Genomic DNA, 20142 nt, shown 5'->3' with positions numbered 1-20142 from the left:
CAGGCCAGGTCAGGACGCGGCGCGGTTCACCGACGACCAGCGCCCGGCTGCCACCAGCGTCGTTTTACCACCGGCGCTGCCGCCGGCTCCTCGTCCCCTTCGTCGTCCTGCTCCGCACGAGCCAGCACGGCCGTTGCCAGTGCCCGGTCGTCGGGACGGCACCCCGGCGTGACGAGCATCAGCTGGGCCAGTGATTCCTCGATGGTGACCAGCCGGTTCGCCGCCACCGCCGCGTCGAGCCGGGCCCGGACGAGCTGGCGTACCTCCGGCCGTAGGTCCGGCTCCCGGTAGGCGGCGGTAACGAGTGCGAACATTGCGGCGTCGGCGACCCAGTCCTCGACGCCGAAGGCGAGGTCCACCAGCACCTCGCGTCGGGTCGAGGTCGGCCACGGCTCGTCCTTGGCATGATGCAGGATGCCGAGGCACACCCACGGCTGCATGAGCCGATACCAGTACGTCGGCGTCGACCTGGCGAGGTGCTGCCAGCGCGCGGTGTCCGGCGGACCGGGCAGGTGCGCGAGCAGCCCGAGCAGGTCGTTCAGCGGCAGCTCGCCGAGCGGGCCGGCCTTCACGTACCCCGAGAGCGGCGACTGCCACGGCTCCCCGGCGACCTCCTGCACCAGTCCGACCGCGGCGGCCGACGGCTCCGGCCCGGCGGGCAGCGGCTCGGTGCCGTCGTACCGCCACACCGCGTACCGGCCGGGCCGTACGGGCGTCCGGATGTCGGGGGGCGGGAACTCGGCGATACCGATGTCGACCGGGCCGGCGATCCGGCGGCAGGCGGTCATGGCGCTGGCCGGCTCCGCCGCGGACAGTCCGAGGCCGGAGACCTCAACCTGCTCGCCGCGCGCCCGGCGGCCACCGATCTCGTTGGCAACGTTGCTGATCGCCTCGCTCGGCATCGGCACCCAGTTGAGCCAGGGCCGCTTCGATCCCGCCATGGCGAACACCACATCGGTCATCCCGCACGGATGCGGATCGTCGTGGACGGCGACCAGGTCCCCCACGTCGCCGGAGTCCCGGAACCGCACCGCGTGCCGCGCCGCGGCCCGGTGCGGGAAGGTGGCGTCGTCAGCCATCTGCCGCAGGTCTGCATCCGCGTCGCCCGAAAACATGGCGCGCAGCCTAGCAATCAGGACCGGCAACCAGGGGGGCCGCGCGATGGGGAGCAAACCCTCCCCGCTTCGTCACCTGTCGCCCCGGCACCGTCCCTGGTTGTCTCTCTGCCGACGGGATCTCGAGAGAAAGCAGGGTCTCCATGTCGTTGCTCCGCCGTACCCTCGCCACCGCGGCCGTGGCCCTCGCCGCCGGCGCCGTCGCCGTGGTCGACGCCTCCCCGGCGCTGGCCAGCACGCCGGCGAGCTGCTCCAGCGTCCGCCAGATCGGCACCACCCGCGTGCTCACCGTCGGCGGTGTGCAGGCCGCGTCGGTGAAGCAGTACTACGGCTGTGGCTACAACTACGCCTACATCTACGTGTGGGAGCAGTACCGGGCCACCCACTCGAACTGGGACCTGTACGTCCACGTCGTCGACGAGTCGGACAGCGGCACCGACTACGGGGTGGGCGAGCTGACCAACACCACCCGGGCGGAGCTGTGGGGCAAGCCGGCGAACACGGCGGCGCACTGCACCCACGTCACCGGCTACCTGAACTCGACGGGCGGTTCGACCAGCACCGTCTGCTGACCGCCGCCCGCGTCCCGGGCCGCGCCTGGGGGCGGCCCGGGACACCCCCGGTTCCACCACGACCACCGATCCGCCGAAGGGGGGCGGGGCCGGCCGGTCACCCGTCCGGCCCCGATGGCGACACTCGACGGTCCGTGCCCTGCTCGGGGCACGGACCGTCGGCGTCGGTGCCGGCGGGCGCACCCGAGCGTCCGAGGCCGTTCCGACCCGTCGGTAGCATTCAGCGGCGATGGTCCACAGCGAGCAGGCGGTGACGCACGGCCCCGCGCCGGGCGCCGGCGTCGACCTGGGGATCGCCGGGTGCACGGACGCCGTCGAGGTCGGGCGGGGCGGCTTCGGCGTGGTCTACCGGGCCTGGCAGGCCGACTACTCCCGCTGGGTGGCGGTGAAGGTGCTCGCCGCCGACTGGGCCGGGCCGTCGCGGGCCCGCTTCGAGCGCGAACTGCGCGCCCTGGGCCGGCTGTCCGACCATCCGCACATCGTCACCCTGCACCAGGCCGGCCGGACCGCCGCCGGAAACCCGTACCTGCTCATGGCGTACGAGGAGGGCGGCTCGCTGGGCGACCGGCTGCGCCTCGGCACGGCGGGTGACTGGCGGGCGGCCGTCGCCGGCGGGATCGCGGTGGCCGGCGCGCTGGAGACCGCGCACCGGGCCGGGGTCCTGCACCGCGACGTGAAGCCGGAGAACATCCTGATCTCCGGGTACGGGGAGCCGAAGCTTGCCGACTTCGGCCAGGCCCGGGCCGGCGCGGAACGTCCCGGCACGCGGGGCACGGTCACCGCGAGCGTGCTGCACGCCGCCCCGGAGGTGCTGCGCGGCGAGCCGGCCTCGGTGGCCGCCGACGTCTACGCGCTGGCCTCGACCGTGCTGCACTGGATCCGGGGCACGCCCGCCTTCGCGCCCGCCGCCGGGGAGTCCACCGACGCCCTGCTGCGCCGGATCGCCGCCGACCCGGTGCCGGACCTGCGCCCGGTCGGCGTACCCGACGGGGTGTGCGCGGCGCTGGAGCGCGCGCTGGCCAAGGATCCGGCGCGGCGGCCGGCGTCGGTCGCGGAGTTCGCGGCCGAGCTGCGGGCCGCCCAGGCCGCGGCCGGGCTGCCGGTGACCCCGTTCGTCCCGGGCGAGGTGGCCGCGGACGCCGGGGTGCGGCCGGCCCGGCCGGCCGGCCCGGCGCCGTCGCTGTCGGCCCGCCGCCGCGCGGCCCTCGCCCTCTCCGCCACGGTGGCGCGACCTTCCGGGGTACGCCGGCACGCGCTGCGCCGCACCGTCGGCCTGGTGGTGGCGGTGGCGGCCGTGCTGGTGACCGGGTACGCGCAGGCGCCGCCCCCGCCCGCCCCGGTGACGCTGCCCGAGCGGGTGGAGCTGGGCGAGCTGACCCTGCACGCCGAGTCGGCGGAGCGGCTGGTGCGGGTGCGCAACCGCGCCGACCACCCGGTGACCCTCGGCGAGGTGACGGTGGGCGGCCCGTCCCGGGGTGAGCTGCGGATCGTCGAGGACGGGTGCGGGTCGCGGCGGCTCGCCCCGGGGGCCGGCTGCGACGTGGGGCTTGTCGTGGTGCCCCGGGTGGCCGGGCCGGTCCGGGCGGTGCTGGAGTTGACCGTGGCCGGCCGGCCGGTGAGCACGACGCTGGCCGGCACGGCGGGACCCCGCCGGGCGGCCCAGGACGACGCGCCGCCCGGCCGGTGCTACGCCGACGCCTACCAGGTCGGCGCGTCCGCCTACGGCTACGCGGGCGGGCTGCGCGCCATCTCGGTGAAGCAGTACTGGTCGCCGAGCTGCCGGGCGGCGATGGCGTACGTCTGGGTGTGGAAGCAGTACCGGGACAACGTGTCGGCGGGCGGCGGGACCTGGACCGTCGACCTGGCGGTGCGGGCGGACGGACCGCGGGCGCGGCAGCGCGCCACCGGCCAGCCGTACGAGCTGTGGACCGAGCCGTGGCCGTCGGCGGGGCGGTGCGTCACCGCCACGGCGGCGGTGACCGTCACCCGCTCCGGCGCGGTGACCTCGGCGACCACCGAGCCGTGGTGCGACAGGTGACCGGCGGCTGGTTCGAGGTGCACGGCACCGGGCCGGTGCGCCTCGTCCCGCTCAGCGTGAACACCGTGACCATCGGCCGGGCCCCCGGCAACGAGCTGCCCATCGACAGCCGGCTGGTCTCCCGGCTGCACGCGCTGGTGGAGCGCTTCCCGTCCGGCTGGATCATCCGCGACCTGGGCAGCACCAACGGCACCACGGTCAACGGCGCGCCGTTGCGCGAGGCCCGCACCCTGCACGACGGCGACCGGGTGGAGGTCGGGCCGGCGCGGCTGGTGTTCCGGGCCCCCGGGCAGCACACCGGCACGCGGACCGTCGGGGTCGAGGCGCCGCCCGCCCCGCCGGCGCTGACCCGCCGGGAGGGTGAGCTGCTCGACGCGCTGTGCCGCCCGTACCTGGCCGGGGGCGACACCTTCCCGGAGCCGCCGGCCGTGCGGGCGCTGGCCGGCACGCTGGGCGTGAGCGAGAGCGCGGTCAAGAAGCACCTGACCCGGCTGTACGACAAGTTCGGCCTGGTCAGCAACGACGACCGCCGCCGGTCGCGACTGGCCGCCGAGGCGGTCCGCCGGGGCGCGGTGAGCTGACGCGAGGCCGTTCACCTGGTACGACGGTGGGACCAGCCGAGCCGAGGAGGTACCGATGACCGGTGGACGGGAGACCGTGGAGGTCGACCCGGTGGTGTTCCGCGCCGTCTACGACTCGCCCGCCTCGCTGCCGGGCCGGCACCGCTGGACCACGCCGGAGTCGGACGTGCGCCGGTTGGAGAAGCTGCTGAACATGCCGGCGCGGAGCATCGGCGCACCGCTGTGGGTGAGCGGCGACGAGCCGGACTGTCCGAAGTGCGGTCGCCGGGTGAACTGGTACGACATCGTCTCCTCCGCCCTGCACGGGGTGCACGACCGGGGGATGATCGCGCGGGTGATCCTGGGCGAGCGCAAGTACGTCAACACCGAGGTGCCGGACGCCATCCCCGGCGTGCACTGCGCCGACTGCCGCACGCCGATCGAGGGGCTGCGCAGCTTCAAGTGCCACAACTGGGCGTACGCCTTCGAGGAACTGGAGGAGATCGTCGGGCGGATGTCGGGCGTGCCGAGTCAGCCGGCGCCGCCCGCCTCCGCCTGAGCGCGCCGGGCCGGCCGGCGGCCGGGTGGTGACGGCGGCTCAGGCCCCGGGTCCGGCACCGGCGGCATGGGCCGGGTGACCGGCGCCGCACCGGTCACCCGGAGCCGTTCGCCGTGGTGCCACAGCTCGACCGCGTCGGCCGGGCCGGTGTCGGGCAGCTCGTAGCGGGCCGTGTCCGGGGTCAGCGTGACCCGCAGCCGGTGCCCGTGCCAGCGCAGGTGGAAGGCGAGCCGGGTGATCCGGCGGGGCAGCCGCGGGTCGAAGGAGAGCACGCCCCGGTCGTCGCGCAGGCCGCCGAAGCCCTGCGCCACAACCAGCCAGGCGCCGGCCAGCGAGGCCAGGTGCAGGCCGTCGGCCGTTTTGTCGCCGAGGTCCTCCAGGTCCTGCAACGCCGTCTCGGCGAACAGGTCGTACGCCAGGTCCAGGTGGCCGACCTCGGCGGCGAGGATCGCCTGCACGGACGCCGACAGCGACGAGTCCCGGACGGTCCGGGCCTCGTAGTAGGCGAAGTTCCGGGCCTTCTCCTCGGCGGTGAACTCGCCGGGGCAGCGCAGCATGGCCAGCACGAGGTCGGCCTGCTTGATTACCTGCCGGCGGTACAGCTCCAGGTAGGGGAAGTGCAGCAGCAGCGGGTAGTCGTCCGCCCGGGTGTTCGCGAAGTCCCACTCGGGCTGCTCGGTGAAGCCGGCCGACTGCTGGTGCACGCCGCGCTTGCCGTCGTAGGGCACGTGCACCGCGTCGGCGGCGGCCCGCCAGCCGGCGACCTCGGCCGGGTCGACGCCGAGCCGGGCGGCCGCCTGCGGGAAGCGCTCGGCGGCGTCGGCCGCGCCGCGCAGGTTGCGCCGGGCCATCAGGTTGGTGAAGAGGTTGTCGTCGACCAGCGCGGAGTACTCGTCGGGGCCGGTGAGCCCGGTCAGGTGGAACACGCCGGTGTCGGACCAGTTGCCGTACCGGTGCCAGAGCCGCGCGGTCTCCACCAGCAGCTCGACGCCGCACTCGCCGAGGAACCCGGTGTCGCCGGTGGCCGCCACGTAGCGCAGCACCGCGTCGGCGATGTCGGCGTTGACGTGCAGCCCGGCCGTGCCGGCCGGCCAGTAGCCGGAGCACTCCCGGCCGCCGAGGGTCCGCCACGGGAAGGTGGCGCCGACCAGACGCAGCTCGGCGGCGCGGTCCCGGGCCTCGGGCAGGTGGGCGTGCCGCCAGCGCAGCGCCGACCGGGCCAGCCCCGGTGCCAGGTACGTCAGCACCGGCAGCACGTAGCCCTCGGTGTCCCAGAGCACGTGGCCGTCGTAGCCGTTGCCGGTCAGCCCCTTGGCGGGGATGGTCCGGTCGCCGTCGGACCGGCCGGACTGGAGCAGGTGGAACACCGCGAACCGGACGGCCTGCTGGAGGTCCGGGTCGCCGTCCAGCTCGACGTCGGCGGTGGCCCAGGCGGCGTCGAGGGTGGCCCGCTGCGCGTCGAGCAGGGCCGGGAAGCCCTCGGCCCGGGCGACGTCCGCCTCCGCGACGACCAGGTCGGCCAGCTCGCCGGCCGGGGTGCCGTCGACGTGCGCGCACTCGTACGCGGCGAACTTCGTGACCCGGATCCGCTCGCCGGGGTGCAGCGGGCCGGTGACCGCCAGCCGGAACCGGTCGGGGGTCAGCTCGGTGTCGGTGGCGGCGGTGCCCGGCGCGTCGACCCGGTGGGCGACCGCGACGGCGACCCGCTGGGCGCTGCGCCCGGTCCGGTGCACCAGGACGCCGTCGGTGCCGTCGTGCCGGCCGGTCTCGGCGATGAGCGGGTCGTGGATCACCGAGGCGGCGCGCGGGTCGTCGGCGCGCTCCGGCACCCGCTCGTTGGCGAGCAGGTCGGCGCAGACCCGCACCTCGACCGGGCCGTCCAGCGGCTCGACCGACCAGTCGACCGCGGCGACCGGCCGGCGGGGCAGCGAGACGAGCCGGGTGCTGCGTACCCGCACGCCCCGCCCGCCCGGTGAGATCCACTCGGTCTCCCGGCGGAGCACCCCGGCGCGCAGGTCGAGGACCCGCTCGTGCCGCCGGAGGGTCCCGGTGCGCAGGTCCAGCGGCTCGCCGCCGACCCAGAGCCGGACCACCGCGGCGTTCGGCGCGCTGATCACGGTGTCGCTGTGCTCGGGAAAGGCGTACCCGCGCTCCGGGTAGCGCACCTCGCGCTGCTCGTGGAACCCGTTGAGGTAGGTGCCCGGCATCTCGTACGGCTCGCCCTCGTCGAGGGTGCCGCGCCAGCCCACCCAGCCGTTGCCCAGCGCGAAGATCGACTCGGTCTCGCCGAGCCGGTGCAGGTCCGCCCCGGTGCGGCGGATCCGCCAACTCTCGTCGCCCTGAGGGCTGTGCGGCACGGGTCCTCCCGAGGTCGGTACGTCGGCGGCCACCGAATCAGACCCGGCTGAGAGGCGCCTGAGACTTCGGTGCCCCGACAGTCATTCCCCCACCACCCTCAAGGTGAACGGAGTATGAACAGTTGGTGAGGTGATTCATGACCGACGCCCTGGTGACAGACGTCCCGGATGTCAGTACCGACTGGTACCACGACATCGTCGAGTTCGCCGACGGCACACCGGAACCGGTGCACTGGTTCGCGCTGCACTTCACCGAGGGGGCGATCGTCCTGCTCGGGATCCTGCTGGTGCTGGCCGCGCTGACCCGGCTGGTCGGCGGCGACCTCCGGGGCCGGGCGCTGGCCCTGGCCGCCCCGGTCGCGGTGGTCTGCGCGTACGCCTCCAGCGAGGGGTTGAAGACCCTCATCGCCGAGGACCGGCCCTGCCGCAGCCCGGCCGGCCTGGTCATCGTGGCCGGGCACTGCCCGCCGGCCGGCGACTGGTCGTTCCCGAGCAACCACGCCACCATCGCGGGCGCGCTGGCCGCCACCGCGCTGCTGCTGCACCGCCGGATCGGCCTGGTCGCCGTCCCGCTCGCCGTGCTGGCCGCGTTCTCCCGCACCTTCGTGGGCGTGCACTACCCGCACGACGTGGCCGCCGGCCTGCTGCTCGGCGCGCTGGTCGGCACCGTGCTCACCCCGGTGCTGGCCCGCCCGGTGGCCGACGTCCTGCGCCGGCGGGTCCGCCGGGCCGCGGCCCGGCCGGCCGTCCGACCCGCCCGCCGCTGACCCGCTCGCCGCCGCCGGGGCTCACGTCGTCAGGACGAGGATGGCGGCGGTGCCGAGGATGAGGAACGGGCCGAAGGGCAGGTGACTGGACCAGCGGACCCGGCGGGCCGCCAGCAGTGCGAGACCGGCCACCGCGGAGAGCGTGACCGCGAGCACCAGGCCCGCCACCAGGACCGGCCAGCCGTACCAGCCGAGCAGCGTCCCGGCGCCGAGCGCCAGCTTGGCGTCGCCGAAGCCGAACCCGCGTTGGCCGAGCAGCAGGGTGGTCGCCGCGAATCCCGCGCCGAGGGCGAGCCCGGCCGCGGTGGCCCGCAGCCAGGGCGCCGGGCCGGGCCCGGCCAGCGCCGCCACCCCGAGCAGCGCCCACACCCCGGCCGCCGCCGGCCAGGTGAGCCGGTCCGGGAGCCGGTGCGCCGCCGCGTCGACCAGGGCCATCGGCACCGCCCAGGCGAGCCACCAGGCGACCGCCGCCCGCGTGCCGGCCGGCCCGCCGGTGAGCGCGACGGCCGCCACCGCCGCGACCAGGGCCACCTCCACCACGAGCGGTGCCGCGCCGACCCGCGCCCGGCAGGATCCGCAGCGGGCCACCGGGCCGAGCGCCGGCAGCGGCCGGTCCAGGCCGATGGGTGCGCCGCACCGGTCACACCCCGTCCGGTCGGGCACTCCGAGGGGTACGGCGTACCGCGCGACCGCCAGCCGCAGCAGCGGCACGACCGCCAGGGTGGCCAGCAGCCGGGCGGCCGGACGGCGGTCGAGGGCCGCCGGTGCGGACCCACGGACCCGTTCGGCGGTCACGCCGGCTCCCCCGATCGGTCACGCCGGCTTCCACTCTGGAGCACGCAGAGTGAATCCGGCCCGCTCGCCGTGTCACGGATGGCGCGGAAAACGGCGTCGCGCGCAGGGGCGGGCGGGTCGGGGCGGGCGACGAGCGGCGGCCGGCGGGCGCTCCGGAGGCCGGCGGGACGGATCGGACCAGAGGGACGCTTGCCCCCCATTCCACCGCCCGGTGACCCGCGCCCGGGACACCGGTTGTCGCGTGCGGGTGCCCGCACTCCTGCCACCGGCCGACCCGCCCGCGGGCCGTTCGTCGTCGTCCGGACACCCACCGGCCGCCACCACCTGTCATCACTCACGGTGTTCGAATGAATTGCCTCTGTTGCATCGGCGGACGTCAGCCTATGCTCGCCCCTTGGGTACGACGCAACCCCCGAGCAATTGGCGTCGGAGGCCGACCGGAGACATAGGGATTCGAATTCGTTAAAGATCAGTACAGGTAAATGCAGCGGCAGCAGTTGCGGCCCGGTCGCACACATCCGGGCGCGCTTCCGCATGCCCGGAGTGCGTTGACGCGACCACTCCGGGCCGCCACCGAGGAGGGCCCGGCGTTGCGCACACGGCAATCCCGCCGATGGGAAATCTGCCTGCTCAGCCTTGCTCTGCTGGCCGCGACCGCCGGTTGCGGCGGCGAGCCCGAGGCGGCGGCGCGCCCGCTGACCGCGGGCGCGGCGGCACCCGCGGCGCATTCCACCGCTGAGGAGGAGGCGGCCGGAAAGGCCGCCCTCACCGCCTATTCCGGCTATCTCGACGCGTCCCGGGCGGCGAGCGCACGCAGCGATCCCGGGCATCCCGCACTCGCCCGATTCGTAGCGGATCCGCTGCTTACTCGGGTGCGGGTCGCAATTCGTGACGCGAAGGAGCACGGCGCGATGCGTACCGGGAAACTCGTGTCCGACCCCACCGTGGTGTCGGTCGACCTGGCGGCCGAACCGCCCACCGTGGAGATCCAGGACTGCCTGGACGCCACCGGCTACCGCCTCGTCTACGCCAAGGACCGCCGGGTCGTCCCCGGCACGCGCGGCGGGCGCTACCTGGCGACCGCCACCGCCACCCGCTACCCCGACGGCCGCTGGCTGATCAGCGCCGGCGCCGGACACCAGGACCAGCCGTGTTGACCTGGGGAGGAAGGGGTGTCCCGGCCCGTCCGACCCGGGCCGGGACGCCCCGGCGGCTGCTGCTCACCGCCGGCCTGGCGCTGCTGCTCGCGCTGACCGGCGCGCCCGCCCTGCTGTTCACCGGCGCGCCGGCCCGGGCCGGCGAACCCGGCGGCGAGTGCCCTCCCGGGCAGAACGACTGCAACGTCTGGGACGACGAGCCCGGCACCCCGGGCGGGCCGGGCGGCGGCGGCAACCCCGGCGGTGGCGGCGGGGACGGGGGCGGCGCCGCCGCGAAGTGCCAGTGGAACGGCCGGGCCATCCCCTGCTACGACAACGTGCTCGGCTGGTTCAACAACGGCGACGGCTGCTACTACAAGCTGGCCGAGCCCCAGCCCGAAGCGCCCGAGGGCCAGCAGTGGTACGTGCAGACCTGCAACGGCGGCGACCTGGGCGCGCAGACCGTGGTGCTGCGCGACGAGCCGCCACCCGGCTACGGCGCGCCGCCCGACCCGGAGGAACTGGCCCGCCGCGCGCTCGCGTCCATCTCGCTGTTGCCGCCCCGCGTCGCGGTGGCGCCCCGGCGCAGCAAGGGTCCCGGTCTGGTGGGGCTGCCCGTCTGGATGTGGGCGAGCGACGGGGCGTCCTACTTCGGGCCGCTGCACGCCTCCGCCTCGGACCGCGGGGTGACCGTCGAGATCACCGCCCGGGTGACCCGGATCGTCTGGGACATGGGCGACGGCACCGAGGTCACCTGCACGGGACCCGGCACGCCCTACACCGCCGCCGGCCCGCGGGCCGGGCTGACCTCCCCCGACTGCGGCGACGACCTCGGCTACGCGAAGGCCGGCACCTACCAGGTCAGTGCCACGACGTTCTGGACCGTCGAGTGGTCCGGCGGCGGCGAGAGCGGCGAGATCGCCCAGAGCCGGGTCAGCGGGACTGTTCCGGTCCAGATCAACGAACTTCAGGTGGTGACGCGGTGAGTGTGGCGACCCGGAACGGCACTCCGGTGGACGCGCCGGTGGCGCCGCCCAAGGTGGTCCGGCAGCGGCGGATCCGGCCCGGCCTGCTCGGCCTGGCCGTGCTGCTCATCGCCCTCGGCGGCCTGGGTGCGGCGTTCGCGGTCACCTCGGTCCGCTCCACCGGCAGCTACCTGGCGGTGGCCCGGCCGGTCGAGGTCGGCCGGCAGCTCACCGGCGACGACCTGGTGTCGGTGCGGGTGTCGGGCGGGCGGGAACTCCAGCCGGTGCGGGCCGACCGGATCCGGGAGGTGCTGGGCCTGCGGGCCGCCGTCCGGCTCACCCCGGGCACGCTGCTGACGCCGGCCCAGCTCACCGACGCGCCGCTGCTCGGCCCCGGGCAGCAGCAGATCGCGCTGGGGCTGGAGCCGAGCCAGGTGCCCGCCCGCAAACTGCACCCCGGCGACCGGGTGCTCCTGGTCAGCACGCCGGACAACAGCGCCGGCAGCGGCGGCGGCACGCGCGGCGGCGGCACCCGGTTCGAGGCCACGGTGATCGACACCGCCGCGCCGGAGAGCAACGACGTGGTGGTCTACCTGGCGCTGGCCGTCCGGGACGTGCCGGCCGTGGTGGCGCTGGCCGCCGACGACCGGATCGCGCTCGTGCTCACCGGGGCGGCCTGATGGCGGTCATCGCCCTGGTCTCGGCGAAGGGTTCGCCGGGCGTCACCACGGCCGCGCTGGCCGCCGCGCTGAGCTGGCACCGGCGGCTCGTGCTGGCCGAGTGCGACCCGGCGGGCGGCTCGGTCCTGGCCGGCTACCTGGGCGGGGCGCTCGACGGCCCGCGCGGCCTCGGCGAGCTGGCCGTCGGGGAGCTGCGCGACGGCAACCTGGAGAGCGCATTCTGGTCCCAGCTCGTCGACCTGGACGCGCCGAAACGGGAACGGCTGCTGCTGCCCGGCGTCGTCGACCCGGCCCAGGCCGGCAGCGTCACCCCGCTCTGGCAGCGCTTCGCCGACTTCTTCACCAGCCTGGAGAAGGGTGTCCCGCCGTACGACGTGCTTGTCGACTGTGGCCGGTTGCAGGTCGGCGGTCCACCGTGGCCGGTGCTGCGGGCCGCGGCCGTGGTGCTGCTGGTCACCCGGGCGCACCTGCCCGACCTGTCCGCCACCCGGGCCACGATCAAGGCGATCGAGCGGGATTTCGCCGACCACCGGGTCCCCCCGGGCACCCTGCGCCTGCTGGTGGTCGGCGACGGGCACGGCAGCAGCGAGATCAGCAAGGCGCTGCGGCTGCCGGTGATCGCCCGGCTGCCGCACGACCCGCGGTCCGCCGCGGTGCTCGCGCACGGCGGCACCGTACGCGCCAACCGGCCCCTCCTGCGCGCGGCCGGCCAGTTGGAGGTGCCGGTGCGGGCGCTGCTGGACCGGCGACGGGCCCGGCTGGCCTGGCCGGGCGTCCCGGCCCCGCGCGCGGTGACCGCGCCGAGCACGCCGGGGGTGTCCGGTGCGGTTTGAGCCGGTCTCGCACGACCCCCGGGTGCCGCAGCCCGGCGCCACGTCGACGGTGCCGCCGCTGGTCCCGCCGAACGGGCGGCACCACGTGCCCCCGCCGCCCGCCGCCCCGGTCGCGCCGGCGACCCCGCCGCCCCGCCCACGGGTCGACTTCGCGGTGGTCCGCGAGCTGCGCCGGGAACTCAGCGAGCGGCTCACCCTCTGGCAGCGCGGCCGGGAGTTCGACGCGGACGCCGAGGAGGTCGAGCGGGCCCGGCTGGCCGTCGCGGTGGTCTCCGCGTACGCGGACTCGGTGCGCCGGGCCGGCACACCGATGGCCGCCGACGAGGAGCGGCTGCTGCTCGACCAGGTGACCGCCGAGCTGGTCGGCCTGGGCCGGCTCCAGACGCTGCTGGTCGACGACACCATCGAGGAGGTGCACATCCTCGGCTGCGACCAGGTGCGCATCACCCGGCACGGCGGCGGCGTCGACTGGGCCGAGCCGATCGCCGACAGCGACGACGAGCTGGTGGAGATCCTCCAGGCGGCGGCCCGGCGGGCCGGGGCGACCGAACGCTCGCTGTCCACCTCGAAGCCGACGCTCGACCTGCAACTGCCCGACGGCAGCCGACTCGCCGCGGTCTTCCTGGTCAGCCACCGCCCGTACGCGGTGATCCGCAAGCACAACACCCTCGCGGTGAGCCTGGAGGACATCGCCGGCGGCCGGCCCGACCTGGACGAGATGATCGACCCGCTGCTGCGCGACTTCCTCCGCGCCGCCATGCGGGCCGGGCTGAACATCATGGTGGCCGGGCTCGCCGGGGCCGGGAAGACCACGGTCATCCGGGCGCTCATGGACGAGATCCCGGCGGACGAGCCGTACGTGCTGCTGGAGGAGAGCCGGGAGCTGCTGCCGGCCCGCCAGGGGCACAAGCACCGGGCGGTGATGAGCTTCGAGTCCCGGGAGGGGCACGGCGAACGCGGGCTGGACGGCCGGCCGGCCGGTGAGGTCAGCATCGCCGACCTGATCCCGGTGTCCCTGCGGATGGGCGTGCTGCGGATCATCGTCGGCGAGGTGCGGTCCCGGGAGATCGTGCCGATGCTCCAGGCGATGACGACCAGCCGCGGGTCGATGTGCACGATCCACGCGCGCACCCCGGCCGGGGTGGGCGAGCGGATCATCGAGCTGGCGCTGGCCCACGGCCGGGAGATGACTGTCGACCAGGCCCGGCGGATGGCCGGCAACGCGCTGGACCTGATCGTCTACGTCACCGTCGAGGACGAGACCGCCATCGGCGGCCGCAAGCACCGCTTCGTGTCGCACGTCGAGGAGGTCATCGGCGTCGGCGAGGGCAACCGGATCACCACCACCAGCGTCTTCGGCCCCGGGCCGGACGGCCGGGCGGTGCCCCGCCACCTCCCCGAACGGATCCGCGACCAGCTGCTGCGGGTCGGCTACGACGCCCGGCTGCTCACCCGGTTCATCGAGGCCGGCACGGGCGCCTGGCGGCGTCCCCGGCACACCCGGCTCGGGCGGCGGTGAGCCCATGGCGACGATCGAGCTGATCGCACTGGTCTCCGGGGCGGCGTGCGTGGCCGGGCTGGTGCTCGCGGTGGTCGCGCTGGTCGGCACCCGCCGGCCGCCCGGGTCGACGCCGGGCGCCGGGCGCGGGCTGAGCCGGCTCTGGACCGGCTCCGGGGCCAGCCGCCGGGAGCAGCACCGCTACCAGTTGCTGCTCGGCGCGGCGGTGGTGGTCGGCGCGCTGGCCTTCCTGCTCACCGGGCTGCCGGTGGTCGGCCTCCTGGTGGCGCTGGCGGTGCCCGGGGTGCCGTGGCTGTTCGCGGTGGGCCGGGCCGAGCAGCGGGCCATCGCCCGGATCGAGGCGGTCGGCGAGTGGACCCGGCGGCTCAAGGACATCTCCGGCACCGGGCAGGGCCTCCAGCAGGCCATCATCGGCACCATCGCCACCGCGCCGGAGGAGATCCAGGAGGAGGTACGCACCCTGGCGGCCCGCCTCCAGGCCGGCTGGCTGGCGAGGTCCGCCCTGCTCGCCTTCGCCGACGAGATCGCCGACCCGGTCTGCGACCAGGTGGTGGCGGCGCTGATCCTGCACCTCACCGACCGGGGTGAACGCCTCGGCGACGTGCTCGGCTCGATCGCCACCGCCGCCTCGGCCGAGGTGGCCACCCGGCGGGAGGTCGAGGCCAAGCGGACGCAGCCCCGGTTCGCGGTCCGCTTCCTCACCGGGATGACCCTGGCGACGCTGGCGTACGGGCTGGTCAACAGCGACTACGTCCGGCCGTACGGGACGGTCTTCGGTCAGCTCGTCATGGCGGTGCTCGGTGCGGCCTTCGTGGGGCTGCTGGTCTGGGTGCGGTCGATGAGCCAGCCGCCCCGCCCGGCGCGCTTCCTGCCGGCGCCCGACCCGGAGGAGGCGATCGCGTGAGCGCGAGGAGTGAGCTTGCGAGCCCCGCAGTCGCGAACGGAAGGCGTGCACGGTGATCCTCAACTGGCAGCTGGCCGTGGCGGTGCTGGGCGGGGCGGCCGTCGGGCTCGGCCTGTTCCTGGTGGTCCGCGAGGCGCTGCCGGCGACCCCGGCGCTCGGCCCGGCGCTGCGCCGGCTGCACCAGCCGCCCGGCCAGGCCCCGGTGGCCGGGCGCGGGCCGGACTGGCTCGGCGGCGTCTCCCGCTGGCTGCGGCCCCCGCACCGGCAGCTCGCCCTGCTCGACCGGACCCCGGAGCAGTACGCCCTGTCCGTGGTGCTCTCCGCGCTGGTCGGGTTCGCCACCCCGGCGGTCGCCTCGGCCGTGCTCTTCCTGGGCGGGGTGGCGCTGCCGCTTGCCGTACCGGTGCTCGGGAGCCTGGGGCTGGCGCTGGTCGCCGGCCTGCTCGCGCACCGCGCGGTGCTGGCCAAGGCGGACGCCGCGCGGGACGAGTTCCGCCAGGCCGTCTGCACCTACCTGGACCTGGTGGCCCTGCAGCTCTCCGCCGCGCACGGGCCAGTGCAGTCGCTGGAGCGCGCGGCGGCGGTCTGCGACGGCTGGGTCTTCGAGCGCATCCGGGAGGCGCTGCGGATCGCCCAGCTCCAGATGCACTCCCCGTGGGACGAGCTCCAGGAGCTGGCCGAGCGGATCGGCATCCCGGAGCTGGGCGACGTGGGGGCCATCATGCGCTCCTCGGGCAGCGAGGGCGCCCAGGTCCACGAGACCCTGCGCAGCCGCGCCGACTCGCTGCGCGACCAGATCCGGACCGACAACCTGGCCCGGGCCGAGGGGGTGACCAGCAAGCTCGACATCCCCGGCTCGCTGCTGGTCTTCGTCCTGCTCGGCTTCGCCGTCTATCCGTTCCTCGCCCGCCTGTGAACCCACCCCGAGAAGGAGAAGCCCATGCACCTCTACACCTACCTCTACGCCGCGGTGAGCAGCCGCCTGGCGGAGCTGCGGCGGGACGGCGAGCGGGGCGACAGCCCGGTGCCGACCGCGGTGATCATCTTCGGGCTGGTCGCGGTGGCCATGGCGGTCACCGCGCTCGCCCTGGCCAAGGCCAACAACTGGATGAACGCCATCCCGAACAACACGGCGCCGCAGGCCCCGTGATGCCTCGCCCCGCCCGTACGGACCGGAGCCGGCCGGCACCCGCCGGCCGGCCCACCGGCCGGTGCGGCCCGGGGCGCATCACCACGGTCCTGCGGGGACGCCTCGCCGCGGGCGGGTCCGAGCGGGGCGCCAACCCGGTCGAGCTGGCGGTGGTGATGCCGGCGATCCTGGTGCTGCTCTTCGCCTCGATCCAGCTCGCCGTCTGGTTCGTCGCCCGCTCCACCGCCCTCAACGCGGCGCAGACCGGCGTGAACGCCCAGCGGGGGCTCGAGGCCCCGCCGGGCGCGGGCCGGGACCGGGCCACCACCTTCCTGCGGGCCGCCGGCGACTGGCTCGTCGACTGGCAGGACCCGGGCCCCACCTGCGAGGTCGTCGCCGCCGGGGGCACACCCACCGAGGTCACCTGCACGGTCGGCGGACGCTCCCTGTCGGTGATCCCGGGGGTGGACTTCCCGGTCCGGCAGACCGCGCACGGCACCGCCGAACGCTGGACGACGGGGTGAGGCCGGTGGCGCGGGACCGGGGTGCCGTCTCGATCGAGGTGGCGGTGCTCGCCCCCGCCTTCATCGGGTTGATGGTGCTGGCCGGGGTGGCCGGCCGGACGGCCGTCGCCGACGAGGCGGTGGAGTCGGCCGCGCACGACGCGGCCCGCGCCGCCTCGATCGCCCGGGACGCGCGCACCGGCGAATCCGACGCCACGGACGCCGCGCGGCGCCAGCTCGACTGGGCGGGGCTGCGCTGCACGGCACCACCGGCACTGGACTTCCGGGGCTCGGTGGGCGGCACCAGAACCAGCTTCGCGGCCGCGTACCGCGGCGCGCCGGGGGTGCCGGCGACGGTCACGGTCACCGTGACCTGCACGGTCTCCTTCGACGACCTGCGGGCACCCGGGCTGCCCCTGGCGCTGGACGGCAAGACCGTCTCTGCGAGCTTCACCTCGCCCCTGGACACCTACCGGAGCCGCGGATGACCGGGCGGCGCGCGGCGGAGAGCGGCCGGGTGAGCCTCTTCCTGGCCGTGGCGATGATCGGCGTACTCGTGATCATCAGCCTGGCGTACGACGGCGCCGGGCAGCTCCGCTCGTTGCAGCGGGCGGACAACCTGGCCGCCGAGGCGGCCCGCAGCGGCGGCCAGATGATCGACCGGGCCAGCGCCATCGAGGGCGGCCCCAAGCAGATCGACGAGGTGGCCGCCCGGCAGGCCGTCGCGGCCTACCTGAGTGCCGCCGGCGGGGTCCGCGACCACGACGTCAGCTTCCCGGAGGTCGCCGGCGAGCGGCAGATCCAGGTACGCGTCCGCATCACCTACCGGCGGGACCTGCTCGGTCTCTTCGGTTTCCCGAACACCGCCACCGTCACCGGTGAGGCGACCGCGCGGGCGCTCACCGGAGCCCCCTAGGGAAGGGAAGGCAGCCATGGGTGCCTCGCAACGCTCGGCCGTCCGGCGGACCGGCCAGGTCCTCACCGGGTTCGGCGCCCTCGTCGTCCTCTGCGCGGTGCTGGCCGGTGGGCCGGTCGCCCTGCTGGCCTTCGCCGGCAACCCCCTCCCCGACCACCTGCCCACCCTGGCCGAGGTGGGCACGGCGTTGACCAGCCGCGACGACGGGCAGTTGTTCCTGCGGGCGCTGGCCGTGGTGGGGTGGTTCGGCTGGGCCACGTTCGCCTTCTCCGTACTCGTGGAACTCTTCGCGGCGACGCTGCGCCGGCCGGCGCCCCGGTTGCCCGGGATGCGCCGCCAGCAGCGGGCCGCCGCCGCGCTGGTCGGCTCGGTGGCGCTGATCCTGGCGGCCAGCCCGGCCGCGGCGAGCGCCGCCGCCCTGGCCGCGCCGCAGCCGGTCGCCGCCGCGCCGGCGGTCGTCACGCCGCAGGCCGGCTCCGCGCTCGCCGATTCGCCCGTCCGCGCTGCCTCGGTGACCACCGACCCGGCGGTGTACCGGGTGGCGAAGGGCGACTACCTGGGCGAGGTGGCCGAGCGGTACCTGGACGACTTCGACCGCTATCGCGAGGTGGCCCGGCTGAACCGGCTCGCCGACCCGGACCGGATCCGCCCGGGGCAGCTGCTCAGACTGCCCGAGGGCTCGGTGGACGCGGGGGCCCGCCGGCACGCGACCGGACGGCTCGTGGTCCCCTCGACGGGCCCGTCCCGGACGGCGCCCGGCGCGGCGGCGACGCCGGGCGGCGGGGGCTCGTCGGCCACGCCGAAGGGCAAGCCCTCCCCGCATCCGGCCGGCCGCGACACCACGCCCACGGTGGAGGCGCCGGCCGGACAGCAGCCGGCGATGTCGGCGGGGGCCTCCCGGGCCACCCCCGAGGACGGGATCAACCGCCCGCTCGCCATCTCGGCGGTGCTGGCCGTGGCGGCCATCGTGGGCGCGCAGATCGGCGCGGTCCTCGGCCTGCGGCGCCGGCCGGTCTCCGGCGTGCGAACCCTCGTGAGCGGCCGCCACCGCAGGGACTGACCCGCGGGTCCATCGTGGACGGCAGCGGCCCCGGGTGGGGCCGCTGCCGTCGAAGATTCCACCGGTGGTCAGGGGAGGCGGGCCTCCAGGCGGCCGTTGACCACGCGGGTGGGGAGGACCACCTGGTCGTTGCCGGACGGGCCGTGCACGACCTCACCCCCGTTGAGGCGGAAGGTGCTGCCGTGCCAGGGGCAGACCACGCAGGCGTGGCCGTCGATCTCCTGCACCTCGCCCTCGCCGAGCGGGCCGCTCTGGTGCGGGCAGCGCTCCAGCATCACGGTGACGTCGTCGCCGTGCCGGTAGAGGATCACCGAGACGTTGTCGATCTCCCGGGTGAGGAGCTGCCGCTGCGGCAGGCTCGACATGTCGCCGAGCGCGTGCCAGCCCTCGCTCACCAGGTGCAGCTCCGAGATGCTCTGGCTGACCTGCGCGCCCTGCTTGTACGCGAGGTGCCCACCCAGGTACGCCCCGGCGCTCGCCGCCGACAGCCCCAGGTAGGCCAGCGCCCGGCCCATGTTGTGCCGCCCGTTCAGCCGGGCCGCCAGCGAGCCGGCGTAGAGCGACAGCGCGACGCTGTTCGCGGCGGCGTGCACGAGGCCGATCCGGCGCTGGTCGCGGGAGAGGGCGGCCCAGTCGTTGAGCCCGGCCACCGCGGCGGGCAGCGCGCTGACCGTACCGACCCCGATCAGCGCGGTCGCGGCACGGCGCTGGCCGGGCATCAGGTCCACGACGGCTGCCGAGATCCAGGCGCCGACCGGCACCTGCACCATCGCCGGGTGCAGCGGATGCCCCAGCCAGACGCCGTGCAGGAAGTCCCGGACCCGCTGCGGCCGCAGGGTGCCTTGGACGGCGCGCTGCAACCGGTCACCCACCCGGTCGAGTCGGGTGTTCTGCTCGATCTTCGTCAATAGTTCGCGCACGTGGTCCGACTTCCCGGCAGGAGAGGTCCCAAACCGGGCGGCGACGACGGATCACCCCATCGGGTGGTACTCGTCCGCCCGCCAGCGGTCGGTGTGCACGGCGGCGGCGAGCGGCCGGGGCGTACGCCAGCCGTGCCGGACCAGGTCGGGGACGGTCTGGAGGTGGCTCACCGGGCCCACGCAGAGCCACGCCACCGGCCGGATGCCGGGCGGGATGCCGAGCAGGTCGGCCAGGAACGGCTCCCGGTAGAAGGAGACCCAGCCGACGCCGAGCCCCTCGGCGGTGGCGGCCAGCCAGAGGTTCTGGATGGCCAGGCAGACCGAGTAGAGGCCGGCGTCGGCGATGGCGTGCCGGCCGAGCACGGCCGGTCCACCCCGCCGCGGGTCGTACGTGACCACGACCGACAGCGTCGACTCCAGCACACCGTCGATCTTGATGCGGGCGAACCGGTCGGCCGCGGCACCGTCCAGCGTGACGGCGAAGGTGTCCCGCTCGACCTGGACGTGCGCGTGGAACCGGCGCCGGGTCTCCGGGTCGCGCACCAGGACGAAGTCCCAGGGCTGCGAGTTCCCGACGCTCGGCGCGGCGTGCGCGGCGTTGAGGATCCGGTCCAGGACCTCGTCCGGCACCGGCTCACCGGTGAACTCGGCGCGCACGTCGCGGCGGCGGTGGATGGCGTCGTACAGGTCCACAGGCAGGCTCCCGCTGCGCTCGGCCGGCTTCCCGGGTCTCCCCGCGCACGCGGGACACCTCGCATGATCATTGCCGCCGCCGATGCTACCGACGCCAGCGCCGTCGCCGTGAGCGTGGCTC

The 20142-nt window shown here is 75.6% G+C and carries 22 protein-coding genes; 17 read left to right on the top strand and 5 right to left on the bottom strand.

The features are described 5' to 3' along the window. Positions 1-26: 26 nt before the first annotated feature. Positions 27-1079 (bottom strand): hypothetical protein, encoded by a 1053-nt coding sequence (locus tag ACZ6PY_RS01290; protein ID WP_466068174.1) that lies wholly within the window; start codon positions 1077-1079, stop codon positions 27-29. Between the two features lie 179 nt (positions 1080-1258). Between ACZ6PY_RS01290 and ACZ6PY_RS01285 the strand changes: the two genes are divergently transcribed. The 4 genes from ACZ6PY_RS01285 to ACZ6PY_RS01270 all read left to right on the top strand — a co-directional run bounded on the left by ACZ6PY_RS01285 (position 1259) and on the right by ACZ6PY_RS01270 (position 4844). Next, entirely contained in the window at positions 1259-1687 is a 429-nt protein-coding gene (locus ACZ6PY_RS01285; protein WP_466068173.1) for a hypothetical protein, read from the top strand. A 229-nt stretch (positions 1688-1916) separates the two neighbouring features. Beyond that, positions 1917-3725 (top strand): serine/threonine-protein kinase, encoded by a 1809-nt coding sequence (locus tag ACZ6PY_RS01280; RefSeq protein ID WP_466068172.1) that lies wholly within the window; start codon positions 1917-1919, stop codon positions 3723-3725. Continuing rightward, on the top strand, positions 3713-4306 hold the full coding sequence (locus ACZ6PY_RS01275; protein WP_466068171.1) for an FHA domain-containing protein: 594 nt from the start codon (positions 3713-3715) through the stop codon (positions 4304-4306). The genes ACZ6PY_RS01280 and ACZ6PY_RS01275 overlap by 13 nt, the downstream gene beginning before the upstream one ends. Positions 4307-4361: 55 nt before the next feature. Further along, the gene (locus tag ACZ6PY_RS01270; RefSeq protein ID WP_466068170.1) at positions 4362-4844 is read left to right on the top strand and encodes a hypothetical protein; all 483 of its coding nucleotides are present in this window, start codon (positions 4362-4364) and stop codon (positions 4842-4844) included. On the opposite strand, the gene ACZ6PY_RS01265 is transcribed toward ACZ6PY_RS01270, so the two are convergent. Next, on the bottom strand, positions 4817-7201 hold the full coding sequence (locus tag ACZ6PY_RS01265) for a glycoside hydrolase family 65 protein (protein ID WP_466068169.1): 2385 nt from the start codon (positions 7199-7201) through the stop codon (positions 4817-4819). The two genes, ACZ6PY_RS01270 and ACZ6PY_RS01265, sit on opposite strands and share 28 nt — an antisense overlap. Before the next feature lie 137 nt (positions 7202-7338). Here ACZ6PY_RS01265 and ACZ6PY_RS01260 point away from each other — a divergent pair, with 137 nt between their 5' ends. After that, positions 7339-7968 carry a phosphatase PAP2 family protein gene (locus ACZ6PY_RS01260; protein ID WP_466068167.1) on the top strand — a complete coding sequence of 210 codons (630 nt, stop codon included), beginning with the start codon at positions 7339-7341 and terminating at the stop codon, positions 7966-7968. Between the two features lie 21 nt (positions 7969-7989). Here ACZ6PY_RS01260 and ACZ6PY_RS01255 read toward each other — a convergent pair whose 3' ends face one another. Then, complete coding sequence (locus ACZ6PY_RS01255) at positions 7990-8763, bottom strand: prepilin peptidase (protein WP_466068165.1); 774 nt, start codon at positions 8761-8763, stop codon at positions 7990-7992. A gap of 590 nt (positions 8764-9353) precedes the next feature. On the opposite strand from ACZ6PY_RS01255, the gene ACZ6PY_RS01250 reads away from it, so the two are divergent. Genes ACZ6PY_RS01250 through ACZ6PY_RS01195 form a run of 12 tightly spaced genes read left to right on the top strand, consistent with a single transcriptional unit; the run spans position 9354 to position 18408 of the window. After that, the gene (locus ACZ6PY_RS01250; protein WP_466068164.1) at positions 9354-9920 is read left to right on the top strand and encodes a hypothetical protein; all 567 of its coding nucleotides are present in this window, start codon (positions 9354-9356) and stop codon (positions 9918-9920) included. Next, positions 9914-10885, top strand: coding sequence for a hypothetical protein (locus ACZ6PY_RS01245; protein ID WP_466068162.1), 972 nt, complete (start codon positions 9914-9916; stop codon positions 10883-10885). The genes ACZ6PY_RS01250 and ACZ6PY_RS01245 overlap by 7 nt, the downstream gene beginning before the upstream one ends. Next, positions 10882-11544 carry an SAF domain-containing protein gene (locus ACZ6PY_RS01240; protein ID WP_466068160.1) on the top strand — a complete coding sequence of 221 codons (663 nt, stop codon included), beginning with the start codon at positions 10882-10884 and terminating at the stop codon, positions 11542-11544. Before ACZ6PY_RS01245 ends, ACZ6PY_RS01240 begins: the two co-directional genes overlap by 4 nt. After that, positions 11544-12377 (top strand): P-loop NTPase family protein, encoded by an 834-nt coding sequence (locus tag ACZ6PY_RS01235; RefSeq protein ID WP_466068159.1) that lies wholly within the window; start codon positions 11544-11546, stop codon positions 12375-12377. The genes ACZ6PY_RS01240 and ACZ6PY_RS01235 overlap by 1 nt, the downstream gene beginning before the upstream one ends. Next, a complete protein-coding gene (locus tag ACZ6PY_RS01230) occupies positions 12367-13896 on the top strand; it encodes a CpaF family protein (protein ID WP_466068158.1) in 1530 nt (509 codons plus the stop codon). The genes ACZ6PY_RS01235 and ACZ6PY_RS01230 overlap by 11 nt, the downstream gene beginning before the upstream one ends. 4 nt (positions 13897-13900) lie before the next feature. Further along, entirely contained in the window at positions 13901-14800 is a 900-nt protein-coding gene (locus tag ACZ6PY_RS01225; protein WP_466068156.1) for a type II secretion system F family protein, read from the top strand. A gap of 55 nt (positions 14801-14855) precedes the next feature. Beyond that, positions 14856-15716, top strand: a complete 861-nt coding sequence (locus tag ACZ6PY_RS01220; protein ID WP_466069358.1) for a type II secretion system F family protein — start codon at positions 14856-14858, stop codon at positions 15714-15716. A gap of 24 nt (positions 15717-15740) precedes the next feature. Then, positions 15741-15950 (top strand): hypothetical protein, encoded by a 210-nt coding sequence (locus tag ACZ6PY_RS01215; RefSeq protein ID WP_154229470.1) that lies wholly within the window; start codon positions 15741-15743, stop codon positions 15948-15950. Then, positions 15950-16453 (top strand): TadE/TadG family type IV pilus assembly protein, encoded by a 504-nt coding sequence (locus ACZ6PY_RS01210; RefSeq protein ID WP_466068153.1) that lies wholly within the window; start codon positions 15950-15952, stop codon positions 16451-16453. Before ACZ6PY_RS01215 ends, ACZ6PY_RS01210 begins: the two co-directional genes overlap by 1 nt. A 5-nt stretch (positions 16454-16458) precedes the next feature. After that, positions 16459-16920 carry a TadE/TadG family type IV pilus assembly protein gene (locus ACZ6PY_RS01205; RefSeq protein ID WP_466068152.1) on the top strand — a complete coding sequence of 154 codons (462 nt, stop codon included), beginning with the start codon at positions 16459-16461 and terminating at the stop codon, positions 16918-16920. Then, on the top strand, positions 16917-17348 hold the full coding sequence (locus tag ACZ6PY_RS01200; RefSeq protein WP_466068151.1) for a hypothetical protein: 432 nt from the start codon (positions 16917-16919) through the stop codon (positions 17346-17348). The genes ACZ6PY_RS01205 and ACZ6PY_RS01200 overlap by 4 nt, the downstream gene beginning before the upstream one ends. Before the next feature lie 16 nt (positions 17349-17364). Then, positions 17365-18408 carry a LysM peptidoglycan-binding domain-containing protein gene (locus ACZ6PY_RS01195; RefSeq protein ID WP_466068149.1) on the top strand — a complete coding sequence of 348 codons (1044 nt, stop codon included), beginning with the start codon at positions 17365-17367 and terminating at the stop codon, positions 18406-18408. A 68-nt stretch (positions 18409-18476) separates the two neighbouring features. Here the strand turns inward: ACZ6PY_RS01195 and ACZ6PY_RS01190 are convergent, their stop codons facing one another. Together ACZ6PY_RS01190 and bluB are read right to left on the bottom strand one after the other, a co-directional pair. Continuing rightward, positions 18477-19328: a Rieske (2Fe-2S) protein gene (locus ACZ6PY_RS01190; protein ID WP_466068147.1), complete on the bottom strand. Its 852-nt coding sequence runs from the start codon at positions 19326-19328 to the stop codon at positions 18477-18479. Between the two features lie 51 nt (positions 19329-19379). After that, positions 19380-20021 carry a 5,6-dimethylbenzimidazole synthase gene (gene bluB / locus ACZ6PY_RS01185; protein WP_466068146.1) on the bottom strand — a complete coding sequence of 214 codons (642 nt, stop codon included), beginning with the start codon at positions 20019-20021 and terminating at the stop codon, positions 19380-19382. Between the last annotated feature and the right edge of the window lie 121 nt (positions 20022-20142).

The organism is Micromonospora sp. NPDC048907, assembly GCF_055586885.1.
The sequence above is the reverse complement of the archived record's forward strand: the minus strand, read 5'-3'. Positions and strand labels throughout refer to the sequence as shown.

What these genes read in the sequence shown, in the direction of transcription:
- ACZ6PY_RS01235 (WP_466068159.1), top strand. Translation starts at nt 11,544, where the DNA reads ATGGCGGTCATCGCCCTGGTCTCGGCGAAGGGTTCGCCGGGCGTCACC.
- ACZ6PY_RS01290 (WP_466068174.1), bottom strand. Translation starts at nt 1,079, where the DNA reads ATGGCTGACGACGCCACCTTCCCGCACCGGGCCGCGGCGCGGCACGCG.
- ACZ6PY_RS01225 (WP_466068156.1), top strand. Translation starts at nt 13,901, where the DNA reads ATGGCGACGATCGAGCTGATCGCACTGGTCTCCGGGGCGGCGTGCGTG.
- ACZ6PY_RS01200 (WP_466068151.1), top strand. Translation starts at nt 16,917, where the DNA reads ATGACCGGGCGGCGCGCGGCGGAGAGCGGCCGGGTGAGCCTCTTCCTG.
- ACZ6PY_RS01260 (WP_466068167.1), top strand. Translation starts at nt 7,339, where the DNA reads ATGACCGACGCCCTGGTGACAGACGTCCCGGATGTCAGTACCGACTGG.
- ACZ6PY_RS01215 (WP_154229470.1), top strand. Translation starts at nt 15,741, where the DNA reads ATGCACCTCTACACCTACCTCTACGCCGCGGTGAGCAGCCGCCTGGCG.
- ACZ6PY_RS01195 (WP_466068149.1), top strand. Translation starts at nt 17,365, where the DNA reads ATGGGTGCCTCGCAACGCTCGGCCGTCCGGCGGACCGGCCAGGTCCTC.
- ACZ6PY_RS01280 (WP_466068172.1), top strand. Translation starts at nt 1,917, where the DNA reads ATGGTCCACAGCGAGCAGGCGGTGACGCACGGCCCCGCGCCGGGCGCC.
- ACZ6PY_RS01210 (WP_466068153.1), top strand. Translation starts at nt 15,950, where the DNA reads ATGCCTCGCCCCGCCCGTACGGACCGGAGCCGGCCGGCACCCGCCGGC.
- ACZ6PY_RS01285 (WP_466068173.1), top strand. Translation starts at nt 1,259, where the DNA reads ATGTCGTTGCTCCGCCGTACCCTCGCCACCGCGGCCGTGGCCCTCGCC.
- ACZ6PY_RS01270 (WP_466068170.1), top strand. Translation starts at nt 4,362, where the DNA reads ATGACCGGTGGACGGGAGACCGTGGAGGTCGACCCGGTGGTGTTCCGC.